Origin of the sequence: Winogradskyella poriferorum (assembly GCF_036553625.1) — a bacterium.
GTDB classification, from domain to species: Bacteria; Bacteroidota; Bacteroidia; order Flavobacteriales; family Flavobacteriaceae; genus Winogradskyella; species Winogradskyella poriferorum.
The window spans coordinates 865489-889938 of record NZ_JAZHOU010000001.1 but is presented as its reverse complement, the minus strand read 5'-3'; the positions used below and the strand labels follow the sequence as shown (position 1 = coordinate 889938).

The 24450-nt window shown below is 33.8% G+C and carries 17 protein-coding genes and 1 tRNA gene; 7 read left to right on the top strand and 11 right to left on the bottom strand.

Going from position 1 to position 24450, the window contains the following annotated elements; translation table 11 throughout:
• Positions 1 to 6: 6 nt before the first annotated feature.
• The 3 genes from V1468_RS03985 to V1468_RS03975 all read right to left on the bottom strand — a co-directional run bounded on the left by V1468_RS03985 (position 7) and on the right by V1468_RS03975 (position 8184).
• Positions 7 to 4581 carry a TonB-dependent receptor plug domain-containing protein gene (locus V1468_RS03985; RefSeq protein ID WP_331808950.1) on the bottom strand — a complete coding sequence of 1525 codons (4575 nt, stop codon included), beginning with the start codon at positions 4579 to 4581 and terminating at the stop codon, positions 7 to 9.
• Positions 4582 to 4586: 5 nt separating this feature from the next.
• A complete protein-coding gene (locus tag V1468_RS03980; RefSeq protein ID WP_331808949.1) occupies positions 4587 to 7415 on the bottom strand; it encodes a carboxypeptidase-like regulatory domain-containing protein in 2829 nt (942 codons plus the stop codon).
• Between the two features lie 166 nt (positions 7416 to 7581).
• Positions 7582 to 8184 (bottom strand): carboxymuconolactone decarboxylase family protein, encoded by a 603-nt coding sequence (locus tag V1468_RS03975; RefSeq protein WP_331808948.1) that lies wholly within the window; start codon positions 8182 to 8184, stop codon positions 7582 to 7584.
• Between the two features lie 66 nt (positions 8185 to 8250).
• Between V1468_RS03975 and V1468_RS03970 the strand changes: the two genes are divergently transcribed.
• From V1468_RS03970 to V1468_RS03960, 3 genes are read left to right on the top strand one after another with little or no spacing between them, the layout of a single operon-like run.
• Positions 8251 to 8688 carry an OsmC family protein gene (locus tag V1468_RS03970; protein ID WP_331808947.1) on the top strand — a complete coding sequence of 146 codons (438 nt, stop codon included), beginning with the start codon at positions 8251 to 8253 and terminating at the stop codon, positions 8686 to 8688.
• A 6-nt stretch (positions 8689 to 8694) separates the two neighbouring features.
• Complete coding sequence (recJ, locus tag V1468_RS03965) at positions 8695 to 10386, top strand: single-stranded-DNA-specific exonuclease RecJ (protein WP_331808946.1); 1692 nt, start codon at positions 8695 to 8697, stop codon at positions 10384 to 10386.
• A 3-nt stretch (positions 10387 to 10389) separates the two neighbouring features.
• On the top strand, positions 10390 to 11664 hold the full coding sequence (locus V1468_RS03960; protein WP_331808945.1) for an MFS transporter: 1275 nt from the start codon (positions 10390 to 10392) through the stop codon (positions 11662 to 11664).
• Here the strand turns inward: V1468_RS03960 and V1468_RS03955 are convergent.
• Together V1468_RS03955 and V1468_RS03950 are read right to left on the bottom strand one after the other, a co-directional pair.
• Positions 11661 to 12413 carry a UDP-2,3-diacylglucosamine diphosphatase gene (locus V1468_RS03955; protein ID WP_331809343.1) on the bottom strand — a complete coding sequence of 251 codons (753 nt, stop codon included), beginning with the start codon at positions 12411 to 12413 and terminating at the stop codon, positions 11661 to 11663. The two genes, V1468_RS03960 and V1468_RS03955, sit on opposite strands and share 4 nt — an antisense overlap.
• Before the next feature lie 10 nt (positions 12414 to 12423).
• A complete protein-coding gene (locus tag V1468_RS03950) occupies positions 12424 to 12876 on the bottom strand; it encodes a 6-pyruvoyl trahydropterin synthase family protein (protein WP_278004755.1) in 453 nt (150 codons plus the stop codon).
• Between the two features lie 127 nt (positions 12877 to 13003).
• Here V1468_RS03950 and V1468_RS03945 point away from each other — a divergent pair, with 127 nt between their 5' ends.
• Entirely contained in the window at positions 13004 to 13633 is a 630-nt protein-coding gene (locus tag V1468_RS03945) for a 2OG-Fe(II) oxygenase (RefSeq protein ID WP_331808944.1), read from the top strand.
• 250 nt (positions 13634 to 13883) lie between these two features.
• On the opposite strand, the gene V1468_RS03940 is transcribed toward V1468_RS03945, so the two are convergent.
• Genes V1468_RS03940 through V1468_RS03930 form a run of 3 tightly spaced genes read right to left on the bottom strand, consistent with a single transcriptional unit; the run spans position 13884 to position 15915 of the window.
• The gene (locus V1468_RS03940) at positions 13884 to 14060 is read right to left on the bottom strand and encodes a hypothetical protein (protein ID WP_331808943.1); all 177 of its coding nucleotides are present in this window, start codon (positions 14058 to 14060) and stop codon (positions 13884 to 13886) included.
• Between the two features lie 23 nt (positions 14061 to 14083).
• Positions 14084 to 15418, bottom strand: a complete 1335-nt coding sequence (locus tag V1468_RS03935) for an MATE family efflux transporter (protein ID WP_331808942.1) — start codon at positions 15416 to 15418, stop codon at positions 14084 to 14086.
• Positions 15415 to 15915, bottom strand: a complete 501-nt coding sequence (locus V1468_RS03930; RefSeq protein WP_331808941.1) for a GNAT family N-acetyltransferase — start codon at positions 15913 to 15915, stop codon at positions 15415 to 15417. The genes V1468_RS03935 and V1468_RS03930 overlap by 4 nt, the downstream gene beginning before the upstream one ends.
• Positions 15916 to 15951: 36 nt before the next feature.
• Between V1468_RS03930 and V1468_RS03925 the strand changes: the two genes are divergently transcribed.
• The 3 genes from V1468_RS03925 to V1468_RS03915 all read left to right on the top strand — a co-directional run bounded on the left by V1468_RS03925 (position 15952) and on the right by V1468_RS03915 (position 19286).
• Positions 15952 to 16749 (top strand): universal stress protein, encoded by a 798-nt coding sequence (locus tag V1468_RS03925; RefSeq protein ID WP_331808940.1) that lies wholly within the window; start codon positions 15952 to 15954, stop codon positions 16747 to 16749.
• 4 nt (positions 16750 to 16753) lie between these two features.
• Positions 16754 to 16827: transfer RNA gene (locus V1468_RS03920), tRNA-Ala, on the top strand.
• A gap of 89 nt (positions 16828 to 16916) precedes the next feature.
• Positions 16917 to 19286 carry a hybrid sensor histidine kinase/response regulator gene (locus tag V1468_RS03915; RefSeq protein WP_331808939.1) on the top strand — a complete coding sequence of 790 codons (2370 nt, stop codon included), beginning with the start codon at positions 16917 to 16919 and terminating at the stop codon, positions 19284 to 19286.
• A gap of 2 nt (positions 19287 to 19288) precedes the next feature.
• On the opposite strand, the gene V1468_RS03910 is transcribed toward V1468_RS03915, so the two are convergent.
• From V1468_RS03910 to V1468_RS03900, 3 genes are all read right to left on the bottom strand, one after another.
• On the bottom strand, positions 19289 to 20131 hold the full coding sequence (locus tag V1468_RS03910; RefSeq protein ID WP_331808938.1) for an alpha/beta hydrolase family protein: 843 nt from the start codon (positions 20129 to 20131) through the stop codon (positions 19289 to 19291).
• On the bottom strand, positions 20131 to 22893 hold the full coding sequence (locus tag V1468_RS03905) for a PD-(D/E)XK nuclease family protein (RefSeq protein ID WP_331808937.1): 2763 nt from the start codon (positions 22891 to 22893) through the stop codon (positions 20131 to 20133). The genes V1468_RS03910 and V1468_RS03905 overlap by 1 nt, the downstream gene beginning before the upstream one ends.
• Before the next feature lie 67 nt (positions 22894 to 22960).
• The gene (locus V1468_RS03900; RefSeq protein ID WP_331808936.1) at positions 22961 to 24355 is read right to left on the bottom strand and encodes an OmpA family protein; all 1395 of its coding nucleotides are present in this window, start codon (positions 24353 to 24355) and stop codon (positions 22961 to 22963) included.
• Positions 24356 to 24450: the final 95 nt, after the last annotated feature.

Sequence of the window (24450 nt, the reverse complement as noted above, 5' to 3'; positions counted from 1 at the left end):
ACTATTTTAATCTTTAATCTCAACTGTATTTCCTGAGATCCAAGTTTTGTTTTCATCTCCATAATACAGATAAGCAGTACTTGCAGGTGCTTGGTAATGGCCAGCAATATCAGCTTTTAAGTCTAGCCTAATATTTTTGGTTTCAGAAGCTTTAAATTCTCTCCAGTAAAACACTAGATAATTATCAAAAATCTCATAAAAAGCCACCTTATTTTCTTCTAAAATCTTTTTTAATTGCCAAGGTTGAGCTGTTGTTCCAGAAGGTATGCCAACAATTGTGGTGACCATGCCTAAGGGTTCTGCATTGGTGTTTGCAACAGCGATATTAAAACTCACATTATCGCCAACCGCATAGTTTTGCCCAGTAATTGTTGTTTCGAGCTGCAAAGGACAAGCCTTTGAACTATCTGGTAACGTGCTATCCCAATTCACATTCAAAGTATAAGGAAATGTTGTCTTTGGGTTATTAAACTTAACTGCAATGGTCTGTTTTCCTTGTTTTAGATAGTTCTCAAAACCGTTAATGGTAATTTTTCCATCGTCTGAAAGTTCTAATTTTTTAGTTATGGATTTACCATTTATTATTAAGGTGATGTCATCGTTTTCCTTAAGTATTTTTTTCTTTTGACTTTTCGTGTAATTAATCAGAGCTTTAAGAGCCATTGCAGTTGCTTGTGTAGAGCCAAAACGGTTGTGTTTACGTTGCTTAATCAGATAATCTACACCTTCTGTTACAAGAATTGCATTTTCGTTTTTCTCGTCCATTAAAGCCAATGTTGTAAGCGCCACGGTTTCTATCTGTTTAGAGTTGCCGTAAGATCTGGTAATTGTATTTTCTACAGGTATTTTCTCAAAACCATACTCCTCAATATTTGCTTTTATTTTGGCTAAAAGTGTTTTAAAGTTTTCTTCTTTATTGAGGTTATGACTAGCCATAGCTAGTAGTGCCATTTTATAAGTGTCATTACTTTTTATAGCATCTGCATAGGCTGTATTATATTCTAGCATATAATCTGCATTGACACCAGATTCGCTTAATGCATAGACAATGTAAGCATTGGCAACATCTGTTGGTGAACTGGCAAAGCTATCATAGCCTTTTTTACTTTTTTTGAAACCACCTTTACCGTCTTTTCGGCTTAAAAGCCAATCTACAGTTCTGGAAATCATTTTGTCACTTACACCATCGTATACTTCTTTCATTTCGGTAAATTCCAAAATGCCATAAGCGGTTAAGGTTTCGTGTGGTGGAGTATGACCAAACCATTCAAAACCACCTTCAGAAGTTTCAAAACCAATAAGCCTTTTATAGCCTTGTTTTATAAAATCTAGAGCTTTAGCTTCAATTTCAGGATTGCTTTTGCCTGCTTCCTTCAGGTATTTTAAAACCATAATATTAGGATATGTTGAAGATGATGTTTGCTCAAAACATCCATAAGGCTGACGGATTAAAGACTCAATACCATCCATAACATCACCTACAATGTCTGTATAAATATTAAACTCTGTGGTAATACTATGTTTAACAGCATGGTTAATTTCAAAGTCAAACGTTTGAGTTTCTGAACCAGACAATGATATTGATGTTGGGAAATAAGGGCTTAAAATTGTTACCTTTTTCTTTATGATATCTTTATAGTCTTCAGATTCTGCCAGAATGGAAATGTCTAAGTCTTTACCCTTTTCAATAGGTATAACTATTATGGTTTTGGTGACAGCGTTTTTAGCTTCCACATTTAGTTTTTCATCAATAGACGATACCAACTTTAAATGTTCAGGCAAAAGAAACTTTAAATTAGTTTCCATGGCTTTTTCAGTTTCATTTGTAATGGTAATTGGTAATGAAATGGTATCATTCAGCACCATGTAATTAGGTGTTTTAATGTCTATGTTCAATAATTTCTTGGTAGCGTATAATTTGTCAGCTTTGCCTACAAGGCCATTATAACCAATGCCTTCAGCAGAAATTTTAAACGACGTTACAGCATCAGAATTATAAAATTCAATTTCGGCAATGCCATCAGCATTGGTTTGTACTACTGGATTCCAGTATATGGTTTGTCTAAAATCGGTACGCTCTTCTGGTAGATTTTTTCCTTCATAGATTGGCATGTAGAAACTTCTTGGAGTGTCTATGTGGTTTCCAATATAGTGGTAAAATTGCTTTACAGCATAGTTTTTATAATCTCGGTTATTTAATCGTTTTGTGGCTCCTTTATAATAAGGATAGCTATCGTTTTTGGTGGTAATGATAATAACTCCGTTAGAGCCTCTGCTACCATAAATGCTGGTTGCAGTAGCATCTTTTAGGACTGTTACGCTGTTTACTTGTTGAGGGTTGATGTCGCTCAAAGCAGACCTATCGTAAGGTACACCATCTACTACAACAAGAGGTTCGTTATTACCAGACACACTGCCAAAGCCTCTGATTCTAACGTTTGGAGCACTACCAGGTTGTCCGTTAGCATTTGTTACGTTAACACTAGCCACTTCGCCAGCCAAAGCATTGATAACAGAATTGCCGTTTGATGCTATTTCTTCTTGTGAAATCACTTTTACAGAACCCGTAAGGCTCGCTTTACGTGTTGTACTATAACCCACAACGATAACTTCATCCAAACCATTTCCACTTTCTTGTAAACCAACAGATATTTTTGCCTTTTGTTTAATAGTGTTTTGTAGTGGTTTTTCATTTTTGTCAAAAGACTTAATATTCTCTTTGTTTTCTACATTTTTAGTTGGTGTTTGGCTGTAGTATCTTCCTTCTTCTAAGGATGTTTCTTCAATAGTAACACGTTCTCCATTGTCTTTGTAAGCCAATAAAGTAAGATTGTAATTATTGTTGAATTTAAAAGCGAAAGAGCCATCTTCTTCGGTGTCAAAAACCAAAACTTTATTACCATCTCTATCAAAAAGCAGTAAATGTGCTTGTGTTGGTTTTCCTTTTTTGTTGAGTACAACACCAGTTTGTATAGCACTCTGTTCTGGTAGATATTGTGCATTTTCCTTAGTAACGGTAGGTGCATTGATATAGTCTCTCCAACCATGCGTTAGCATCACATAATCTATTGCTGTTTTTGATTTAGGCTCTTTTGGATTCAAGTAAAAATCTGGCTTATGAATTTCACCTTTCAATTCAGAAGACACCAATAAGTAGGATAAAATATGGTCTTGCTTATCATCCGCAAAGGACAGTAATTTATTATCCGCAACGGCTAATGATAAGTTTGCAGGAATAGGATTCTGCTTCTCATCGTATGTTTTTATAGTGAGTTTTACTTTTTCTCTGGTATTATACACTTCCTTATCTAGGCTGAGGTCTACATGAAGTTTTTTGTGAGGATTTAGAAACACCAAACGCTGTGCGAATGTACTTCCATATTCATTTTTAAGACTGAATTTGGTAATACCCATAGGATATTCTGAAGTGTTTAAGCTTATATTGTTTTTGAGACCAATTTCCTTTTTTAGGAGTAATGTACTTGCATTAGAAACCTCAAGAAATAAAGGTGTGCTATAGGTTGAAAAAATTTCTAAATTGGTTGATAGACTATCTGTTGTAACAGAAAACCGAACACCATTTTCATGCACTTTTGGTAGCTGAATTAATTCCTCAGATCGGAAAGGTTCTGTAATCTTAGCATAGTAAACCTCGTCTTTAATTGGGTTAAAATTGAAGCTTCCCATGCCATCATGAAAACTTTCAAAGTTTGAAACGGTTTCTCCTTTTGCATTAACAATATCGCCTTTGAGATCTACAGGTTTTCCAAATTCATTAAGAGCTTTAAAAGCAACTTTGTTTAAAGTGCCAGCTACAATTTTGCCACTTTCTGGTAAAAACTGAAGGTCAATAGTATTTAAAACCACAGGGACAGCTCTTGAGATAGATTCTGTGGATCCTTTGTGATATACCAAAGCGTTTAAAACCACATCAACGGACTCTAAGTCTTCTGGTAATGTAAAGCTAGGTTTGGCTTTACCGTCTTTGTCTGTAACCACAACATCATTTATAATGTCTGTGCCTTTTACACTCACTTTATACGTAACTTCTGTGTGTGATAAAGGTTGATTTTTTAAATCCTTAACCTCAAGATTTGCTATAACTTCAGAGGATTTTCCGTACCCTTCTTTTTCGAATTTTAAATTAAGTAACAGCTTAGGTTTTACCACTTTTTGAATAGTGATTTTTTTGGTAAAAAATGAATCTTCACCATAATTACGCATCCAATTGGTGTAGCATTTTAAAGTGTAAATGCCACCAACCCAATCCGAGCTTATATCAAAATTTCCGTAAGCATATCCTTGTTTCACATTAAGATTTAAGGATGTTACAACAGCGCCTTTAGGCGAAATTAATTCCGCATGCATCACGTCACTGATGGTCGTAATAGTATTGTCTGTATCGACGATGTAAGATTTAAACCAAATGGTTTCTCCAGGAAAATAGAATGGTCTGTCCGTTTGTGTGTATATCTTCTCTAATGGATTATTAAATGCTTCAAAAGCTTTATAGGACAGCAACGTGAAGAAGCAAAGTCCGGCAATTACCAAAAGTTTGGTGTTTTGTATAAGTTTTTTCATAGTATTTATATTTTTAAGTTGACTTTTAGCCCAACTTCACTCATTAAAGGAGTATTGAAAAAGTTAAGATTATGCCCAGAATTGGTATCAAAAAGTGATGAATAAGGAGATGCTCCTCTGTATTTTGTAAATGTGATGAGGTTATGAGCGTAAAGTCCTATTTCAACTTGCCTGAAAAAATCATAGTTACTTTTAGCAAAATCATAAGAAAGCTCAATGGTTCTTAAGTTAAGATAACCAGCATCTTCAATGGCTTCTTCTGCAACACCACTAAAACCGTAGCGAACAAATCGGTTATTTTCAATACCATCTTCAGGGTTATAAAAATCTACAGGAATTGTGTTTGTATTTCCTTGTACGTTTACACCATTAAAAACATAATTTGTAATGTTTCTTTGATCTGCAGATTGTTGTGATGTACCAAAATAATTGAGTACATTTTGGGTTCCATTCCATGTATCTCCACCCTTTTGGTAGTCTAACGTGAAATGAAATTTTAATTTCTTCCAGGTAAAACGATTAGAAAAGCCAAGTGTAAAATCTGGTACAGGATTACCTATAATTTGTTGATCTGTATCTACAATTGGGTAGCCATTGCTATCTATAATGATATTGTTTTGAGTATCTCTTGCAAAAGCAGTTCCTACAATGACACCAGCAGGTTGGCCAACGATTAAGTTTTTAGACACATTTTGAAAACCTGCAATTGGTACGCGCTCTTCATTATTGTATAGCTTGGTAACCTTGTTTTGGTTAGTCATAAAGCTTAGTCTGCTATTCCAATGAAATTTGTTAAACCATTCAGAAATTTCTAATTGTAACTCTAGCCCTTTATTGGTAATATCTGCAATATTTTGAAGTTGAAATTGATCATCTTCTAAAACAGGAAACACACTTCCTTTCGTTATTGAACCAAAATAACTAGCGTTGAAATACCAATTAACATCCCATAAATAGAAATCTAAATCGAGATTAAAGGAATAATCGTGTCTTTCTTCTAAATCTAAATCTTCATTTATGAATAAGTCAATGTTACTAGTGTAACCAAGACTTTCTGAAGGTAATAATTGCAGACTATTGTGGCTTTGATTGTTGTAAAAAAGAGGCATTTCATTAACATCAAAAGCACTTGTTGCGCTAAGCGAGAAATCATAAAAATCATAGATGTCTAAAATATCTGCTAAATCAACTTTTATAATAGATGAAGGTAAAAGCAATTTGTTTTTCTGAATGGAAGATATATATGAAGTATTACTAAATACAATTTTAGAGTGTCTCTTGTATTCTAGAGTAACAGACTGATTTGGTCGTAGCACATTTCTATTAATGCGATTAGAGATTTCAGTGGTGTTATTTGGATTTGAAAATGTAAAGGCATCAAAACCTTCAGATTCTCTAAATGTATAATCTAATTGCTCATTTTTAAATCTAGTAATGGAACGCACATCTATGGAAAAATCTCCCAAGTATTTGTCATAGTGTAAGTCTAGCATCGCATTGAAGCTATTGTTTTTTATGGTTTTGTTGCTTAGATAGCCGTTTTCAAAACCTATAGTATTGGTAAACAAACCAAAGTTTTGCTCGTTTTCTGCTGTTTTATAGCTTAGTTGACTTCCTATTGAAAAGTCATCACCAACATCTATGTCATTTTCTAGGTTGGCTACAAATAAGGTGTTGGCATCATAGTTTTTATTGTTAAACAGCCATTCAGGATTGTTATAGTTGGTTGGGCTAAAACTGCGTTGTGTATTGTCTGGTAAAACGCTGCCTTGACCATTATTAAAAGACACAGGTGTTACCCATGAATTTAAAAGGAGGTTATTTCTAAATCCATTAATGTTAGGTTGGTTGTTTTTCCAGTGGCTGTATTTAACAAAGGATTTCCAACTTAGTTCTTCACTGTTACGATTAAGGGTTTTAAAGTTTAACGCGAGATCGTTATTTATTTTTTGTGCTCTACCAAAAATGTCTTCAGTATTTTTCTGACTAAAGTCAAGTCCTGTAGTCCATTCATCTGTGTCAACATCAAAATACACATTGGTAAATCTACTAATGGCAGTGTTTAACACGCTATTGTTGTATTGCTTAGAGCTAACACCATTTCCATTGCCTAGTGTAACCAGTTTGCCGTTGTTGTCGTATATATAATTACTTCCATCAAACTCCAAAGTATTTAGGTTTGGTCCATAAGAAAAGACATTTCCTGTTTCTGGCCCTAAAAAAGCAATAGATCCATTTTCGGTGGCTCCTTGGCTATATGAAGATTGTAACTTTGGTAAGTTACTTTCCTTAACAAACAGAAAACTTAAGTTAGATTTTACTCCAACCTGAAAATAAATATCCGGATTAAAATAGGTTAGGATTACATGTTCTGGGTCAAGGTGAATGTCTTTAATTCTATGCAAAGCGTTATAGTAACCTTTTTTATTGTAGAGATGTTTTGAATCTGCTATAGAAGGTATTTTAAAACGCTCCTTTTTTTTATTTTTTAAAGCTTCACTATACGCGTCAGTTTCAATAGGTTTTACTTTTACTCGCTTAACCTCTGTTTTTTGGACGGTTCCAAACATATCAGCTGTTACTGTAATTTCCTTTGGGTCCATACCAACATAGCTAATAACTATAACATCACCTACATTACATTTTATACTGTAATTACCATCAAAATCGGTTTGAACTCCGTAGGTCGTTCCTTTAACAATTATAGAGGCTCCAGGCAAAGGCAAGCCGTCTGATGAAGTGGTGAGTGTTCCTGTTACCGTTCCTTCTTGAGTGAAGCAGAACACAGGGAATACTATGAGCAATACGAATATTTTGAATGTAATTTTATTCATAATTGTGTGTGTTGGTTGATTTCAAATGTATAACCAACATCATTGGCTAGAAATAAGGAATGAGTAAAGTGCCCAAATGAATGAGTAAAGTGTATAAAACAAAAAACCTCACCATTTCTGATGAGGTTTGAATCCAATTTATCTAAAAATCGAATTGTCTAACAATCTAGTATTTGCTTCCATCGTGCTTCCCCTTCTCCCAACCATGTTTACCTAAATATTGATCCGCACTTTCTACGGCTCCAGTTTCAATATCGGTTCCCATAGAGTCATTCCAGCGGTTGAGGTAACCAAAAAGTGAAATCACTCCAAGCATTTCTACAATTTCTCCTTCGTCCCAATGTTGGTATAAGCGTTCTTTTATTTCTTTATTAACTGCATTAGGCACTTGGCTAGCCGCCAAACTAAAATCTAAAGCAGCACGCTCAGCCTCATTAAATGCAGGATGCGTTTTGTATTCCCAAATATTATCGAGTTGTTCTTGTTCTGCACCATAACGCTCTGCGGCTCTAATGGCATGTGCTTGGCAATATCTACAACCTGTAGCATTACTGCTAACCCAAGCAATCATTCGCTTTAAAGCAGAGGTTACGCGACCTTCATTTGACATTACAGCTTTATTCAAATTTATAAACGCTTTACTTATGGCAGGTCTGCGTTGCATGGTTAAAACCGAATTAGGGCAAAATCCTAAAGTTTCATTAAAGAATTCTGCTAATTCCTTGGTTTCTAAATCGTGCTCTGGAGATAACGGAGTTACTAGTGCCATAGTTATTTTTTTAGTGGTATTTTTGAATGTACAAGATAGCAGTTCTATAAATTAAACTAAAACAAAATGGAACATAAAATAGTAACACATTGGCAAGGAGGGTTAACATTTGAATCAGATAATCCTAGTGGAAAAACCGTAATAATGGATACTAATATAGAAGGTCAAAATGAACGTTTTGGACTTTCGCCTAAAGCTATGATGTTGTCATCTTTGGCTGGTTGCTCTGGCTTAGACGTAATTTCTATCTTGAATAAAATGAATGAAAAGATAGATGATTTCAAAATTGAAGTTTCAGGTGAATTAACTGAAGAACATCCAAAGTTTTACCACGCAGTAAAGGTAGATTACCATTTTTATGGTTCAGATTTAAATAAGAAAAAATGCGAACGTGCTGTAAATCTTTCAGTAGAAAAATATTGTGGAGTAATGGAAATGTTTAGGCAGTTTGCAGAAGTAGAAACCGAAATATTTTACCACGTAGGAACTAAGCATAATATGTAATCTTGTATGCGTTGGACCTTAAAACCAAAACCAGAACCTTCAAAAGTTGAAGCTTTAAAAAATGCACTTCAGGTTGATGATATTGTAGCAACATTATTGTTGCAACGTGGCATCGAAACCTTTGAAGATGCCAAGACGTTTTTTAGACCAAGTTTTAACGATTTACACAATCCGTACCTCATGAAGGATATGGACAAGGCTGTTGCACGCATAGAGCAAGCCATTGCAAAAGGTGAAAACATTTTGGTTTATGGAGATTATGATGTGGATGGTACTACGTCTGTAGCATTAATGTCTTCATATTTAAAAACCAGAACAGCTAATGTAGCTACATATATTCCAGATCGTTATGAAGAAGGTTATGGAGTGTCTTACCAAGGTATTGATTTTGCAGATGATAATGGTTTTAACCTAATTATTGCTTTAGACTGTGGTATTAAAGCCATTGAAAAAGTATCTTATGCTAAAGAAAAAGGCATTGACTTTATCATTTGCGATCACCACAGACCAGGAGATACAATACCAGATGCATTTGCGGTTTTAGATCCTAAACGAGACGATTGCGAGTATCCTTTTAAAGAACTTTGTGGTTGTGGAGTTGGTTTTAAGTTAATTACTGCTTTAGCTTCTAAACAAGGACAAACCGTAGAAGATTTAACCGAATATCTCGATTTGGTAGCCACAGCAATTGGTGCAGATATTGTACCTATTGTTGGCGAAAATAGAGCATTAGCTTATTTCGGTTTACAGATTATAAATACCAATCCAAGACCAGGAATAAAAGCAATTATTGCTGAGGTTAAAAAAGAAGAATTATCCATTATCGATTTGGTTTTTATTGTAGCTCCACGTATTAATGCAGCTGGCAGAATGAAACATGGTAACCATGCTGTAACCTTATTAACCGAAACCGATTTTAATCTAGCAGCTAGTTATGCTGTAGATATCGATCAATTTAATACAGACCGAAAGGAAACAGATCGACTTATTACTGAAGAAGCCTTACTTCAAATTGAAAAAAATGAAGAACAAGACCGATTTACAACTGTAGTTTATGACGAAAATTGGCACAAAGGTGTTATAGGCATTGTAGCATCTAGACTAACCGAAACGTACTATAGACCGACACTGGTATTTACAAAAAGTGGAGAAAAACTAGCTGCTTCAGCACGTTCTGTAAAAGGTTTTGATGTGTATAACGCATTAGAAGCTTGTAATGAGTTTATAGAACAATTTGGTGGCCATAAATATGCCGCAGGTTTAACATTGTTGCCAGAAAATTACGAACCATTTAAAGCCAAATTTGAAGCTGTTGTAAAAGACACTATAGATCCAAAGCTATTAACACCAGAGTTGAAGGTGGATTTGCAGATAGAACTTATTCAGATAGATCATAAACTTTATAGAATTGTACGCCAGTTTGCGCCATTTGGACCAGGAAATATGACACCGGTTTTTATGACACAAGGAGTAAAAGATACAGGTTGGGGAAAATGTGTAGGTGAAGATGATAAACACCTGCGTTTTACTGCAAAACAAGCTGATAGTAATCCCATAGTTTGTATAGGATTTGGATTGGGTGATAAACTAGATATTATAAAAAATAGAAATACCTTTGATGCAGCTTACACCATTGATGAGAATCACTGGAATGGTAATGTAAGTTTACAGTTAAAGTTGAAAGACATAAAAGCATAATCCTTGGCAAAAACAGACCCATACGCAGCGCTCCGCTTTAAGGAATTTAATATATTTTTATTAGTAAGATTTGCCTTAGTTTTTGGTTGGTCCATGCAGTTTTTAGTTATAGAATGGCAGGTTTATGATCTTACAAATTCAAAATTGAGTTTAGCACTTATTGGTGCATGCGAGTTTTTGCCTGCATTTTTTTTAGCACCTTTTGCAGGACATATCGTAGATAAAAAAGAAAAGCGAAGCCTTTTTACACTTTGTATCGCGTTGTTTTCGTTGATTAGTTTTGGGCTGTTTTGGTTAACATCAGATCAGATTGAAAACAACTGGAGTACCAATAGCATTTTAATTGGTATTTATAGTTTAGTGTTTTTTGGTGGTGTTTTACGAGCATTTTTCGGGCCAACTATTTTTTCATTAATCGCTTTAATTGTACCTAAATCAGCTTATCCAAATGCCGCAACGTGGAGCAGTAGCACATGGAAAGGAGCAAGTGTATTTGGTGCACTTTGTAGCGGTTTCCTTATTGCATGGATTGGAGTACATTATACTCTAGGAATTATATTTGGATTGGTAATGCTGGCTCTGATTTTAGTTTTTCAGATAAGTAAAAAACCAGTTTTAAATAAAGCAACTAACGAATCTATAAAAGAAAGCCTTAAATCCGGAATTGATTTTGTGTTTAATGACAAAGTCATTTTAGGAGCTTTAACCTTAGATATGGTGGCTGTACTATTTGGAGGTGCAGTTGCTATTTTTGCGGTGTTTGCCAAAGATGTTTTAGATGCTGGTCCTCGAGGTTTTGGGATTTTAAATGCATCATTATCTTCTGGAAGTATACTTGCCATGGTGGCAACAACGTATATTCCTATTACCAAAAATACAGGTAAAAAACTATTGATTGCTGTGTTTGGCTTTGGGTTGTTTATGATTCTTTTTGGAGCGTCTAAATTATTATGGCTAAGCGTTATTGCGTTGTTTTTTTCTGGTGTGTTTGATGGCGTTTCTATGGTCGTACGTCAAACTATTCTACAGCTTAAAACACCAGATCATATGCGTGGACGCGTAGGAGCTGTAAACTCTATGTTTGTTGGGTCGTCTAACGAGCTTGGTGCAGTAGAAAGTGGTGTTGCAGCCAGAATTTTTGGTGCACCATTAGCTGTAATGCTAGGTGGTTCTGTAACACTTTTAACCGTGTTGGTTATAAACTATAAAAATAAGCCACTAAGAGAACTTGATTTACAAGAGGACGTGGAAGAGAAATTTGACGAACTAAAATCTTAGTATTCCTTTAATTCAAAAGACTGGCCATCAAAAACACCATAGGTGTAATATTGAATCCAATCACCAAGGTTAATGTATTTTGAACCCTCGTTGAGTTGTATATCTAATGGCAAATGCCTGTGGCCAAACACAAAGTAATCACGATGCTTTTCTTCGAGTTTACGTTTGCAGTAGGCAACTAACCACTCGTTGTCTTCACCTAAAAACTTTGCATCATCATCACCGGAAATCAATTTGTTTTTTACCGAAAAGTATTGCGCAATTCTAACACCAATATCTGGATGCAGCCATCTAAATAACCATTGAAAAAATGGATTGGTAAAGACTTTTTTCATGCGCTTATAGCCTTTGTCATCAGGACCCAAACCATCTCCGTGACCAATAAAGAAAGATGTGTTATTGAAAGTGAATTCTTGTGGTTTATGAAACACAGGAATATTGAGTTCATCTTCAAAATAACCATTCATCCATAAGTCATGATTACCAACAAAGAAATACACTGGAATTCCTGAATCTGTAATCTCAGCCAATTTGCCTAAAGTCCTGGTAAAACCTTTTGGGATAACCGTCTTATATTCAAACCAAAAATCGAATAAATCTCCCATTAAGAAAATTGCAGCGGCATCTTGTTTTACTTCATCTAACCAAGCGACAAACTTTTTTTCACGAGGTCTTGACTTGTCACTCGTTGGCGCACCAAGATGATTGTCTGAGGCAAAATATATTTTTTTGCCTTTCGGGATTTCTATGTGGTGATTGTTACGCATTATCAGAAGCATACCATTCTGCAAAGCTGGTTGCTGTCTCTTGAAGTTTTAGTGAGTGTAACTTTATGTTATCTGGTAATCTTTTTTTAATTTTTTTAGCAAAATCAATGACCATCATTTCGCTTGTTGGCTGATAATCTACTAACAAAACATTGTGTCCTCTAACTTGTAATTCTTTTGCCAGCTCTACATGCGGAGTATTTTTGTTAAACACTGTTGCGTGGTCAAAAACATCAACAATTTCATCTTTTACAATCTTTTTAAGGTCGCCAAAATCTATGACCATTCCAAACTTTACATTAGCATTGTCTGCTATTGGTTGGCCAATAACGGTAACGTATAAATTGTAACTGTGGCCATGTACATTTTTGCATTTGCCATCATAGCCGTAAAGGGCATGACCTGTTTCAAAAGAGAATTGTTTTGTAATTCGGATTTTACTCATTCTAAAAAAATAATACTGCAAAGATATTATAAATGTAAAACGAATAGCTTTTTAGACTACATTTGCGCGCTTTTTTAGAAATTAAATATAAAGTCAAATGAAAACTACCCTTCTTTTTTAGACGATATTGGAAAGTCTATTTGAATCTATTCCGTTTGCAGAAAACGTTCTGTACGAGAATATTATAGCAGATCTAGGATTTAAACAATACAGTGTCATTGACGATTTTTTTACTGCAGATGAGGTAAAGGCCTTAAGGGCTTCATTGTTGCAAAAATATGATGAGGACAGCTTTAAAAAATCGGCAATTGGCAATCGTACCAACGAGATTATAAAAACCAAAGTAAGAGGTGATATTATTCTTTGGATTGATGAGCAAAACATTAATCCGTCAGAGCAGTTATTTTTCAACAAAATAAATGACTTAAAGGATTATCTCAACAGGACTTGTTTTTTGGGCATAAACCAAAAGGAATTTCATTATGCCATTTATCCCAAAGGTACATTTTACAAAAGGCATCTAGATACATTTCAGAATGATGACAGACGAAAACTCTCTTTTGTATGCTATCTAAATGAAGAAAACTGGAAGCCTGAAAATGGTGGCGAATTGGCGTTATATTTAGAAAATGGTGAAGAAACAATTTATCCTTTTCCTGGTAAGGTTGTCATTTTTGAAAGCCAAATTCTGGAGCACGAAGTAAAACCTGTTAATACTCCAAGATTGAGTATAACAGGATGGTTAAAAACGCGCTAATTAACGACGCTTGCGATTATAGAAATAAGCAATTATAAGAACAATAGCTAAAATTAAAAACAAGCCGTTTCCACCTAAAAATTGAAGTATATCCATATTTTATTTTTTTGATTTCTTTTTTACAACCTTAATGATAAGGAATATTATAGCTCCAATTATAGCAAAAGGAAATAATAAACCTAATATGTAACCAATATCAAATCCGGTTTCATGGGCTTGACTATTTTGTAATGTAGTTGCTATAAGTAAACTAATCATTATTCACTCTTTTTTTATTGTATCTATAGATGGCATATGCAATAATCACTAAAATTATAAAAGGCAGCATTGAGCCAATAAATACACCAATGCCATAGTTGTCGTCAGGTGCATCTTTTAGTTTTTGTTCTATGTCTATCTCTTGAAGTAATGTAACAAGCAAATGCATATGATTTGTTTTAAAACCCAAATTTAAACGTTTTCAACAAGAGGTTTAAAGGTTTTTCTGAATTTTATAATGAGTGGTAAACCTCGTGCTATAATCCAGATAGTAAAGGCTATGAAAATTCCGTATAGCTTATAGTCAAAATAATCTAAAGCGAGTATTACTGGTGTAAAAACCAAAAGAGACGAGAACAATAGGACATCTCTCAGATATTTCATTTCGCCAAGACCTTTAAAAACACCATCAAAAATAAAGGCTAATGCACATAAGGGTTGCATGGCTAAAACTATCCAAAAGACCTTATAAAACTCATGTAACACTTCAGGATCGTTACTAAAAATGTTGCCAATAGGATAGTAGAGTATACCTCCAATAACCGCTATAATAATTCCGACAACAATGCCATATTTTATAAGTTTGTTACTTAGATCAATAAGATTTTTATAGTCTTTTGCACCAAGCAGTTTTCCTGATAAAATATTGCCAGCACTAGCATAACCGTCAATTACGAAAGCACCCAAAAACCAAAGGTTAATGGCTATGGTGTAAGCGGCAATATAGTTTTCACCATATTTTGTAGCAAAGCTAGTGGCCAAATACAGTGCTAAATTTAATGCTAATGTTCTTATAAACAGATTGACGATCATTAGAAGAAATCGCTTTATCTCTGGATTAAACGGGAATTTTACTAGAAGTGGAATATCAGTTTTCTTCAAAATATATACAGCCGAAAGCACAGCCATAATAATTTGAGCCAAGACACTTGCGTAGGCTGCATCTTCAATATTGTAAGCAGGAATGAAGCCATCTATACCGTAAACAAAAATAATATCGAGAATAATGTTTGCAAGCGCACCTACAATAGCAATAATCATAGGGAAAAATGTGTTTTGTAAGCCTCTAAACGTTCCAAAGACAGCAATGGTAAACAATGTAAAAGGAAACCCAAACACGCGTATGCGATAATAGTTTACACAGAAGTTAAGTATATCATCCGAAGCATTATAAAGTTTAAATATCTGAGCAGCCAAAGGATATGTGACGGCAATAATAATAAGGCTCAACGATGTTATAATAAAAATGGCTTGAGCAGGTAGGTTTTTTACGGCATCAATTTTTCCTGCTCCCAAGTATTGAGATACAATAGAAGAAATAGCGCTACGTGTCTGACCTAAAACCCAAATTAGCATCGAAAAAAAGGTGCCAACAATACCAACAGCCGCTAAAGATACAGTCGCGTTTTTATCCATATTACCAATGATAGCAGCATCTGTCAATGATAAAATAGGCTCAGCCAAACCAGAAATTAAAGCAGGTATAGCAAGTTTGTTGATGTGTTGTAATGTAATTTTTGTACTCAAAGCATTAACTCATAACAATGAAAAGGATATTCACTTTGTTTTGGAAAATAAATATCTCCCAATCGTTTGTAGCCGCGAAGTTCGTAAAACTTTTGGTTTCTTTTGTTCTGGGAAAAGGTGTCTAATCTTATAGAGCTATAGTTGTTATCTATGGCATAATTTTCGGCAAAGTCCATAAGTTGTTGTGCATAGCCTTTGCCTTGCAGGTTAGGATGAATTGCTAAACGGTGGATGTAGAGATTGTTATCGTTTTTTGTTAACCATCCTATAGGTTTGTATTCTTCGTCCATAAGAGTTGAAATGACTATTGTACCGCTTATATCAGCGTCGATTTCTAAAACGTAAAGTTCATTTCTATCAATATCATTTTTAAATGCAGAAGGATTGGGATAATGCGCGTTCCATTGGTAAATGCCTTTAGCTATCATAGCTTTTGCACAAGCTTTGGTTAAATTCATTATAGGGTTTATATCTTCAATCTTACCTTTTCTAATCATTTATAAATTGTATTTTTGTTTGAAAGCGTTATTAATATGAAAACAATTTTAGTTCCTGTTGGTTCTTCAAAAAATGCAAAATCACATTTACAATATGCGGTAGATTTTGCTAAAGCATTTGGTGCAAAGTTATATGTTATTCAAATATATAATGTCTATACCAAAGCAGGAACTATGATAAAAGTAGATCATATATTAGAACGAGAGTCTAAAGCTTTTTTAGAGTCTCACGTCGCGGCAATAGACACAAAGGGTGTAGAGGTAATTACTAAAACATTTAAAGGAAAACTGATTGATACTATTGAAAAAGTATCTCATGCTCTAGATGTAGATTTAATTATATTAGAGCCAAGAACTAATTCTATAAAAGATGAGGTTTATTTAGGAAAAACATCAGGTAAAATCATTAAGCGTACGCAAATACCTGCTTTAATTGTACCAGAGGGTTATACTTATAAACCGATTGTAAAAATGCTGTTAGCCGTTAAATCAGCTGTAATTAAGCGAGAAGGAGTATTGCAACCTATACGTGCTATAAAAGACCAATTTAAGGCAGTTCTTAATTTACTTTTGGTAAAAACGCAGTATCATAATCCTGAAGATTTTGAAGTAGATGAAGAACTAAAGGCAATGATAACTAACACAACAAAGGCTGAAAGTCCAACGACGTTTCAAGCTGTGTTAGAGCACTATAAGAATCATAGTCCAGATTTATTGTGCGTAGTTAGACGCAAACGTGGTTTTTTCTCAAAGCTTTGGGAAGATGATGTCATTTTGAAAAGAGATTTTCATAGTTCTACCATTCCTGTTTTAGTGTTGAGCGGACTTAAATAATTTGGGGGCATTAGCTCAGCTGGCTAGAGCGCTACGCTGGCAGCGTAGAGGTCATCGGTTCGACTCCGATATGCTCCACTTTTTAGGTTTTCACTTTTTTAAAAAGGGCTAAAAAAAACCGACTTCATTTTTTTTTCGTATGTTGTAAACTGAATAAAGCCCCTAAAATGAAACCAATCCTTCTAATAACCTACTTATTAGCGTTATTTTCTTATGCGCAAAAACCAGCTTTTGACCCTGAAAATCCTTCTGGCAAATTATTTGAATATGCAGAATATGTTCAGATAGATGAAGGCAAGAGTTTTTCAATGGATGACATAACTAATGACAATGATTTAAAATTCAATGATTTAAAATCTGAAAATCATGATCTTGGTTTTACTTCGGATACCTATTGGGTAAGATTTAGATTAAAAAATTCTTCAAGCCAGGATAAACTTTATTTTCTACAAACTGCAAGAGCTATTACAGATGTAGCGAATCTTTATCAACTGGGTGATAAACTATTAAAACATAAAAGTGGAGACCAGATTAATTTTAAAGATAGGGATGTAAGCCACAGAGAAACTGTTTTTAAAATTATTTTACCTGCAAATACAGAGCAACAGTTTTATCTAGAACTTTCTAGTGATGGGGAAACTATTAATGTACCATTAAACTTATATGATGGAGTAACTTTTTTTCTTAGTAACTATAAGCAGCAATTATTTTTAGGCCTTTTTTATGGTGTTCTACTTTTGGCGGCATTAGTTTATCTCTTTTTCTATGGTAGTCTTAAAAACAAAGCGTTCTTATATTACAGTGTCTATGTGTTTTCTATCGCTTTAATGCAAGCAGCTTTAGATGGTTTTATATATCAATTTATATTCCCTTCAGGAGGTTTTATAAATAGTAGAATGGTTCTGATTGCAGCATTACTTTCTAATCTGTTTTTACTAAAATACTGTGAATATTTCTTAAACATAAGAAAGAACCTTAAAGGGTTTAAAAAGGCTTATAATATGATATATGGAGTAATAGCAGTTCTGTTTGCTATGATTTTTATAAGTCCTCAAACCTTAGAATTAACTTATCCTATAAGTAATCTAAACGGATTGATAAGTTTATTGCTTATTCTAGCTTCAGTATTTACCATGAGCTTTAAGAAAATTAAAATTGATCCATTTTTTTCATTTGGAATCTTATTCTTAGTTATTGGTCTCTTAGGTTTTGTGATGAACAATTTAGGATTATTACCAAGTAACTTTTATACATTAAATAGCTCTAAGTTTGGTTCTGGTTTAGAGGTTGTTTTCCTGTCTTTATCTATGACGAATTTGATTAAACGTTTAAGGCAAGATAATGAGAGAGCACAAAGGCTAGCCCTAAAAAAATCTGAAGAAATTAGTGGGCTCAAAACCTACTTTATGTCTAATATAAGCCATGAGTTAAGAACACCAATTAACGCTATAATGGGTGTGGTGGAGACAGAATTAGCTAATAAAGATAACTCTAAAGAGAACAGAAGAAAATATCAAATAGTACGTAATGCATCTATTAGTTTATTGAGTAATGTAAATGATATTTTAGATTTTGAGAAGATGGAAAAGAAAGAACTTGTCTTGAAGAAGGAAGTTTTTAATCCATCGTTATTGCTAAATCAAATCAGTGAAAACTGGAAAGCAGAAGCTCAAAAGAAAGGGTTAGACTATCGTTTTGAAATGGATTCTGAAATTATTACCAAAGTTGAAGGAGATGTGGATAGATTGCTGCAGATTATAAATAATGTTTTAAGTAATGCCATCAAGTTTACAAATTCAGGGGAAGTTATATTTAAGCTCAAATGTGTAACACAGCCAAATAATTTTAGCAAGTTTATATTTCAAGTTTCAGATACAGGTGTTGGGATGGATAAAGAGAGTTTAGAAACAGTTTTTGATAGTTTTAATCAAATGCGTAAAAACCATAAGCGTCAATTTGGTGGTATTGGACTAGGATTAAATATAGCTAAGCATTTAGTAGATTTATTTGAAGGCACAATAAAAATAGAAAGTGAACCTAATGAAGGAACAGATGTATTTATAGAAATACCATTAAAAATAGTTGATGAAGGGAGAATTAAGGTTGCATCTAATCAGAGTAAAGAATTAAAAAATCCAATGCATATATTGGTTGTAGAGGATAATAAACTCAACCAAATGGTAATGCGCAAGCTGTTGAGTAGTTTTGATAATGTAACCTTCTCTGTTGTAGAAAACGGAAAGGAAGCTATTGAAGCATTAAAGCAAAGCGTCTATGATTTAGTGTTAATGGACTTACAAATGCCAGAAATGGATGGCTATGAAGCTACAGAACTCATTAGAGGTGGAGAGTTGGGAGAAGCTGTTGGAAGCATACCAATAATTGCAGTTACAGCAGATGCTATGCAAGAAACAAGACAGCGTGTTCTAGACCTTGGTATGAATGATTATATGACAAAACCCGTTAAGAGAGATTTACTTTTTCAAAAAATTAAAAACTGTTCTGAAATTAATACTAATCTTAACATTGTTGCTTAGTATTATCGTAAAGTAAATGCTATAACGAGATCAACTACTTTTTGTAATTCAATACTTAAAAAGTTCTTTTCCCAAGGGTGTTTTACGTTAAACACATGGTCTGCTGCTTCAATAATTTCTAGTTGACTATTTGGATTCCATTTGTGTAAGGTATAAGCCTCGTCAATAGATACAGAAGTGTCATTATTACCATGAATTATTAAATGTGGTACTTGCAGTTGTTTTTCTGCTGCTTCTATATCTAATAGTTTCTTGTTAGCTTTAAAATCTTCGTAAAATTGATAATAGTGCGGCATTTTTTGTTTAGTTCTGCCATTAAGAACATATTTTACACCATGCTCTTTCCACTCTTCGAGGTTTCCTATTGTAGAAGTTCGTTTTGCAAAGTCACAAACACTAGCTAAGGTGATTAGTTTTTTAATTCTTTCGTCTTTAGATGATTTTAAAATTGTAATACCACCTCCACGACTATGACCAATAAGAACGAGGTTGTTTCTATCTACAAATGGGTTGTCTTCAAATGTTTTTGTAACCCAATTGATGACATCGTTAAGATCATCCAGCTCTAAAGAGTAATTATTGTTGCCAAAGGCTTCTAAATCTGGAAAATCGATAGGATTTTCCATGGTACCTCCATTATGCGAAAAGTTAAATTTTATGACACAAATACCTGCTTCGGCAATAGATTTTGCCATAAGATTCCATGCTCCCCAATCTTTAAAACCCTTGTAACCATGACAAAATATAATAATAGGTTGATTAGAGATTTTTTCAGAATAGAATGTATCTAATAGTATTGGTTTTTTATTGGTTCTATGTAATACGAAATTCTTGTCTATTTGCATTAGTCTAACTCTTTTTCAATAAAATCTATATTAGGGTTGCATATTTCTGTTATCAGTTTTTTAAGTTCAACCTCAAAATTGTTTAGTGTTTCTTCAGTGATCAGCTGATTTTTTTTTCGGCTATAAGTAGACTCTTTTATACCAAATTTAAGGAAACCACTATTTAAATTTTTAAATGAAATAATACCAGCTTCTATGGGCAAATCAATCAGTTTTTTCTTGTGCATCATGTAAGCGTAACACAATACTTGAAAAGATTTACTATACTTATCATAATCTGTTGTAAGGTCTTCCCAATCAACAATTTCTACTTTGCCTTGGTCAACCTTTCCGGATTTGTAATCTATAACTCTAGTGACGCCATTAAATTGATCTATTCTGTCCACTTTACCAGTGAGGTGTACTTTATATGGAATATTATCAAAATTCAACTCGATTTTTTCACCAGCTTCTATTGCTAGTATTTTTATTTGGTTGCCAGCTTCAAGTTGTTCAATTTCAGAATTAATAAAATTTGAAATATAGCGTTGCGCAATTTCAAAAATTATAAGATTTTTCCCAGAGCTAAAATTACCATCTTTATATAATGCTTTAAAATGGTGTGTAACAGAGTTTTTTATCTCAGACTTAAATGTTTTAAGCACATCTACAGTAAGCTTTTTGCCAACAAAAGGTTTGTAGAAGTCCTCTAAAGTATTGTGTATTACAGAGCCTAGAGTGTTTGCAGCAATGTTTTCTTCTACATCTTCAAATTCTTTAATACCCAATATTTTTTCATAATAGAAGTCTAATGGATTTCTAATGTAATTGGTTAAAGATGATGGCGAAAATCCATAATTGGAGAGATCTTCTAACTTAGAAATTATAGCCTTTGTTTTAGATATTTTTTTCAAGCTGTTTTCTATGATAGGTACATCTGGTGAAACAATTGTATGGTTAATGTTATGTATGCCTTCAACCTCCAATTGAGTTATAAATCTGCTTTTTTCACCACCTTTTAGTGCATCTATTTCTGTGTTATAGAGTATGTAAACGTTTTTTGCACGTTGTATTAATCTGTAAAAGTGATAGGTGTAGACTGCGTCTTTTTCTTTATAAGTTGGAAGTTTGTTTTGAAGTTTAACATCAAAAGGTATAAACGAATTATTTGTTTTTCCCGAAGGAAGTATGCCTTCGTTTACAGAGCTTATTATTACGGTTTCAAAGTCTAGAACACGAGACTCTAACATACCCATAATTTGAAGCCCTTCTAAAGGTTCTCCTTTAAAATCTAAGGTTTCGTTTTGTAAAACATCGTTATAAATTCGATATAAGCTTTCTATTGAGTTTAAATAATGGTAATTAGTATTTAGGTCTGTTAGTTGATTGAATAGTACATGAAATCTATATAAATACTCAAGTTCTAAACCTTTATTGCTCATCGTATCATTGATGCTATCTTTTATTAAATAGATGAGATTAGAACAGTGATTTAGTGCTTTTTCAGGATTATTTTCCCATGATGAAAACATTAAATCTATAATACTATGTACATCCTTGTGTGCAATTTTTTTAAGTTCTGCAGAAGACAGATGTACCAAATTGTTTTTTTGAATATGACTTGAAATTTCATTCAGATAATTGCCATCATCTGTTTCAAATAAACTGTAAATAGATGGATGAGAAATAAGATCTATTACTTCTCTAAAATAATATGTATTGGTGTTCTTTTTATGAATTGAAAACAGTAAATCAAACAATGAAGCCAAGGGTACAAATTTTAGGGGCAATCCCATTGTAACGTTAATTTGACTAATTTCTTTTGGAATAGAATTTAAAACAGGAATTAATAGGTTTTCTTCTCCAAGAACGACTGCAGTATTTTTTAAGTTGTTATTGTCTACACCTATTTTTTCTAAAATTTGCCCAATATATTTTGCCTGACCTACCAATTTTGGAACACCCACGACCTGAATATTCTTCTTTTGGCTGTAATATGAAGTTACCCAATTAAAAGGCTGTTTTTTGAAGTAATTCCAATTGGCTTTGTGCTGTCTAATAAATAGTCCAGCGTCGTGTATATTGTCGTTTAAATAACTCTCGTCAGCATCCCAGTATATGTTTGCAGAACCATTTTGAAGTAACCCTTGAATAATTAACGACTCACATGTGTTAAGGGCGTTAAATCCTAAAAACACATGGTTTTTATTTGTGTTGTTTTCTATGTACGCTTCAAGGTTTTCTACAGCTTCTCTATAAACCAGTCCTTGGTATCCTTGCTTGTTTTTTAGTAGGTTATCAGAAAATACTTGATAATATGTTTTTAGTTGTTTCCAAAATTTCAAGTAAGACTTTACCAAGTTTGTTGGTTCGGTTTCTAAGGACCAATGATCTAGCTCTTTAATGGCGTGTAAATAGTCAAAAATAGTATCTTGATTACCAAGGTATCTGTCTATTTCATTAAAATCTTGTATGAGTATCTGTGCCCAATTCGAAAAGACCTCAAATGGTTCTCGACTCTCTTTTGGAGAAACTTCAACGTAGGCGTTATAAAGTTGAAATAAAGTATCAGTATTAGAAAGCGTCTTAAGACCAGATATCTCTTCTACAAATTCTTCAATACTAAGAATATGCGGAGCAAATATTGGTTTTTGAATTAGTGTTGAAAGATGATGTTTTAAAAAGACTCCCGCTCTTTTGCTAGGAAGTATAAAGTATAAATCTTCTAGGTTATTGCCCTTGTCTTTAAGGTCCTTTAAGACGGATTGTATAAAAGTACTCATTATATAAAAATAAAAAACGCTCCGAATTTCGGAGCGTTTTTCAAATATATTTTAGAGTGTATTATAATTAGTTTTTCAACTTAACTTCTACACGTCTATTTTCTTTTTTACCAGCTCTTGTATTATTGCTAGCAATTGGGTTGTCTTCACCATAACCTTTAGCAGTTAATCTCTCAGCGCTAATTCCGTTAGCGATTAAGTAATCTCTTACTGCGTTAGCTCTTCTTTCTGATAAAGATTGGTTCATTTTTCTAGAACCATCGCTATCTGTATGACCTTCTATAGAGAAGTTAGCTTGTGGATATTGCTTAAAGATAGCAACCATTGCTTGTAATACTTGGTCAGTTTGCTTTTGGAAAGTTGCCTTACCAGAATCAAATAAGATTGATCTAGAGTAACTGTTTAAAGTTTCCATAACCTCTTCAGTAGGCTTAACTTCTGGACAACCATTGTTAGCAGCTACACCAGCTTCGTTAGGACACTTATCGTCTTTATCTAAGATACCGTCACCATCAGTATCTGGCCAAGGGCAACCATTGTTAGCAGCAGGACCAGCTTCGTTAGGACAGTTATCATCACCATCAGCAACACCGTCACCGTCAGCATCTGGACAACCAGCTAAAGATTTTAAACCAGCAGTATCAGGACAATTATCATCTTTATCCATTACACCATCACCATCTGAATCAGGACATCCATTAAATTCAGCTAAACCAGCAACGTTAGGACAATCATCTTTAGAATCTTGAATTCCATCGTTATCAGAATCAGGACAACCATTGAAAATCTCTAAACCTGCTTCTTCTGGACAAGCATCGTCTTGGTCATAGATACCGTCACCATCAGTGTCAGTACCACCAAACTTAAGTACTAAACCAACTGAATGTTGGAAGTGCTTTGGTAAATAATCTTCAAATGCGTGTTTGTATGTTGAATTAACATCAATACCTAATTTCTCAGTGAACCATACTCTGAAACCTAATGAACCGTTTAAAGTACCAGCACCTATATCGTCAACCCAAGTGTAACCACCACCAACACCAAGATATGGGTCGATAGTTTTTGAGTTGATTAAATTCATAAAACTGTAAGAAACTCTACCATCTAAGCCGTAGTAAGTCAAATCATCTGCTGTTGCAGTAGTTTCCTCACCAGTCATAGGGTCAGCGAATGAACCTATTTTGTCAATTCTGTTTAAAGATCCAGTAGCAGTGAATGTAAATCCATCACTTAAGTATCTAGAAACCGAAATTGTAGATAAAGAAGGGAAAATATTCCAATGATCAGTAACGTTGAAATATTCATCAAAGTAATCACCTTGAGGCATATCTTCACCTACAGGGTATAAATCAACTGCGTTAGCACCAATTGTTACAGCCCAAGGATTGTTTTGGTCCTGAGCATTTGCAGTAAAGCCTATAAGAAGTACCGCAACAAAAAGTAATCTGCTAAGATTTTTCATATTCTAATTAATTTTAATTTTAAGTGTTAATTGTTGGCAAATGTAAGTTGTTAAATGTTATTAACAAAGACAAATATATAAAAATATTGTTACAA

Coding starts and splice junctions, on each gene's coding strand:
- V1468_RS03985 (WP_331808950.1), bottom strand. CDS start 4,581: ATGAAAAAACTTATACAAAACACCAAACTTTTGGTAATTGCCGGACTT.
- V1468_RS03980 (WP_331808949.1), bottom strand. CDS start 7,415: ATGAATAAAATTACATTCAAAATATTCGTATTGCTCATAGTATTCCCT.
- V1468_RS03975 (WP_331808948.1), bottom strand. CDS start 8,184: ATGGCACTAGTAACTCCGTTATCTCCAGAGCACGATTTAGAAACCAAG.
- V1468_RS03970 (WP_331808947.1), top strand. CDS start 8,251: ATGGAACATAAAATAGTAACACATTGGCAAGGAGGGTTAACATTTGAA.
- recJ (WP_331808946.1), top strand. CDS start 8,695: ATGCGTTGGACCTTAAAACCAAAACCAGAACCTTCAAAAGTTGAAGCT.
- V1468_RS03950 (WP_278004755.1), bottom strand. CDS start 12,876: ATGAGTAAAATCCGAATTACAAAACAATTCTCTTTTGAAACAGGTCAT.
- V1468_RS03940 (WP_331808943.1), bottom strand. CDS start 14,060: ATGCATTTGCTTGTTACATTACTTCAAGAGATAGACATAGAACAAAAA.
- V1468_RS03930 (WP_331808941.1), bottom strand. CDS start 15,915: ATGATTAGAAAAGGTAAGATTGAAGATATAAACCCTATAATGAATTTA.
- V1468_RS03925 (WP_331808940.1), top strand. CDS start 15,952: ATGAAAACAATTTTAGTTCCTGTTGGTTCTTCAAAAAATGCAAAATCA.
- V1468_RS03915 (WP_331808939.1), top strand. CDS start 16,917: ATGAAACCAATCCTTCTAATAACCTACTTATTAGCGTTATTTTCTTAT.
- V1468_RS03910 (WP_331808938.1), bottom strand. CDS start 20,131: ATGCAAATAGACAAGAATTTCGTATTACATAGAACCAATAAAAAACCA.
- V1468_RS03905 (WP_331808937.1), bottom strand. CDS start 22,893: ATGAGTACTTTTATACAATCCGTCTTAAAGGACCTTAAAGACAAGGGC.
- V1468_RS03900 (WP_331808936.1), bottom strand. CDS start 24,355: ATGAAAAATCTTAGCAGATTACTTTTTGTTGCGGTACTTCTTATAGGC.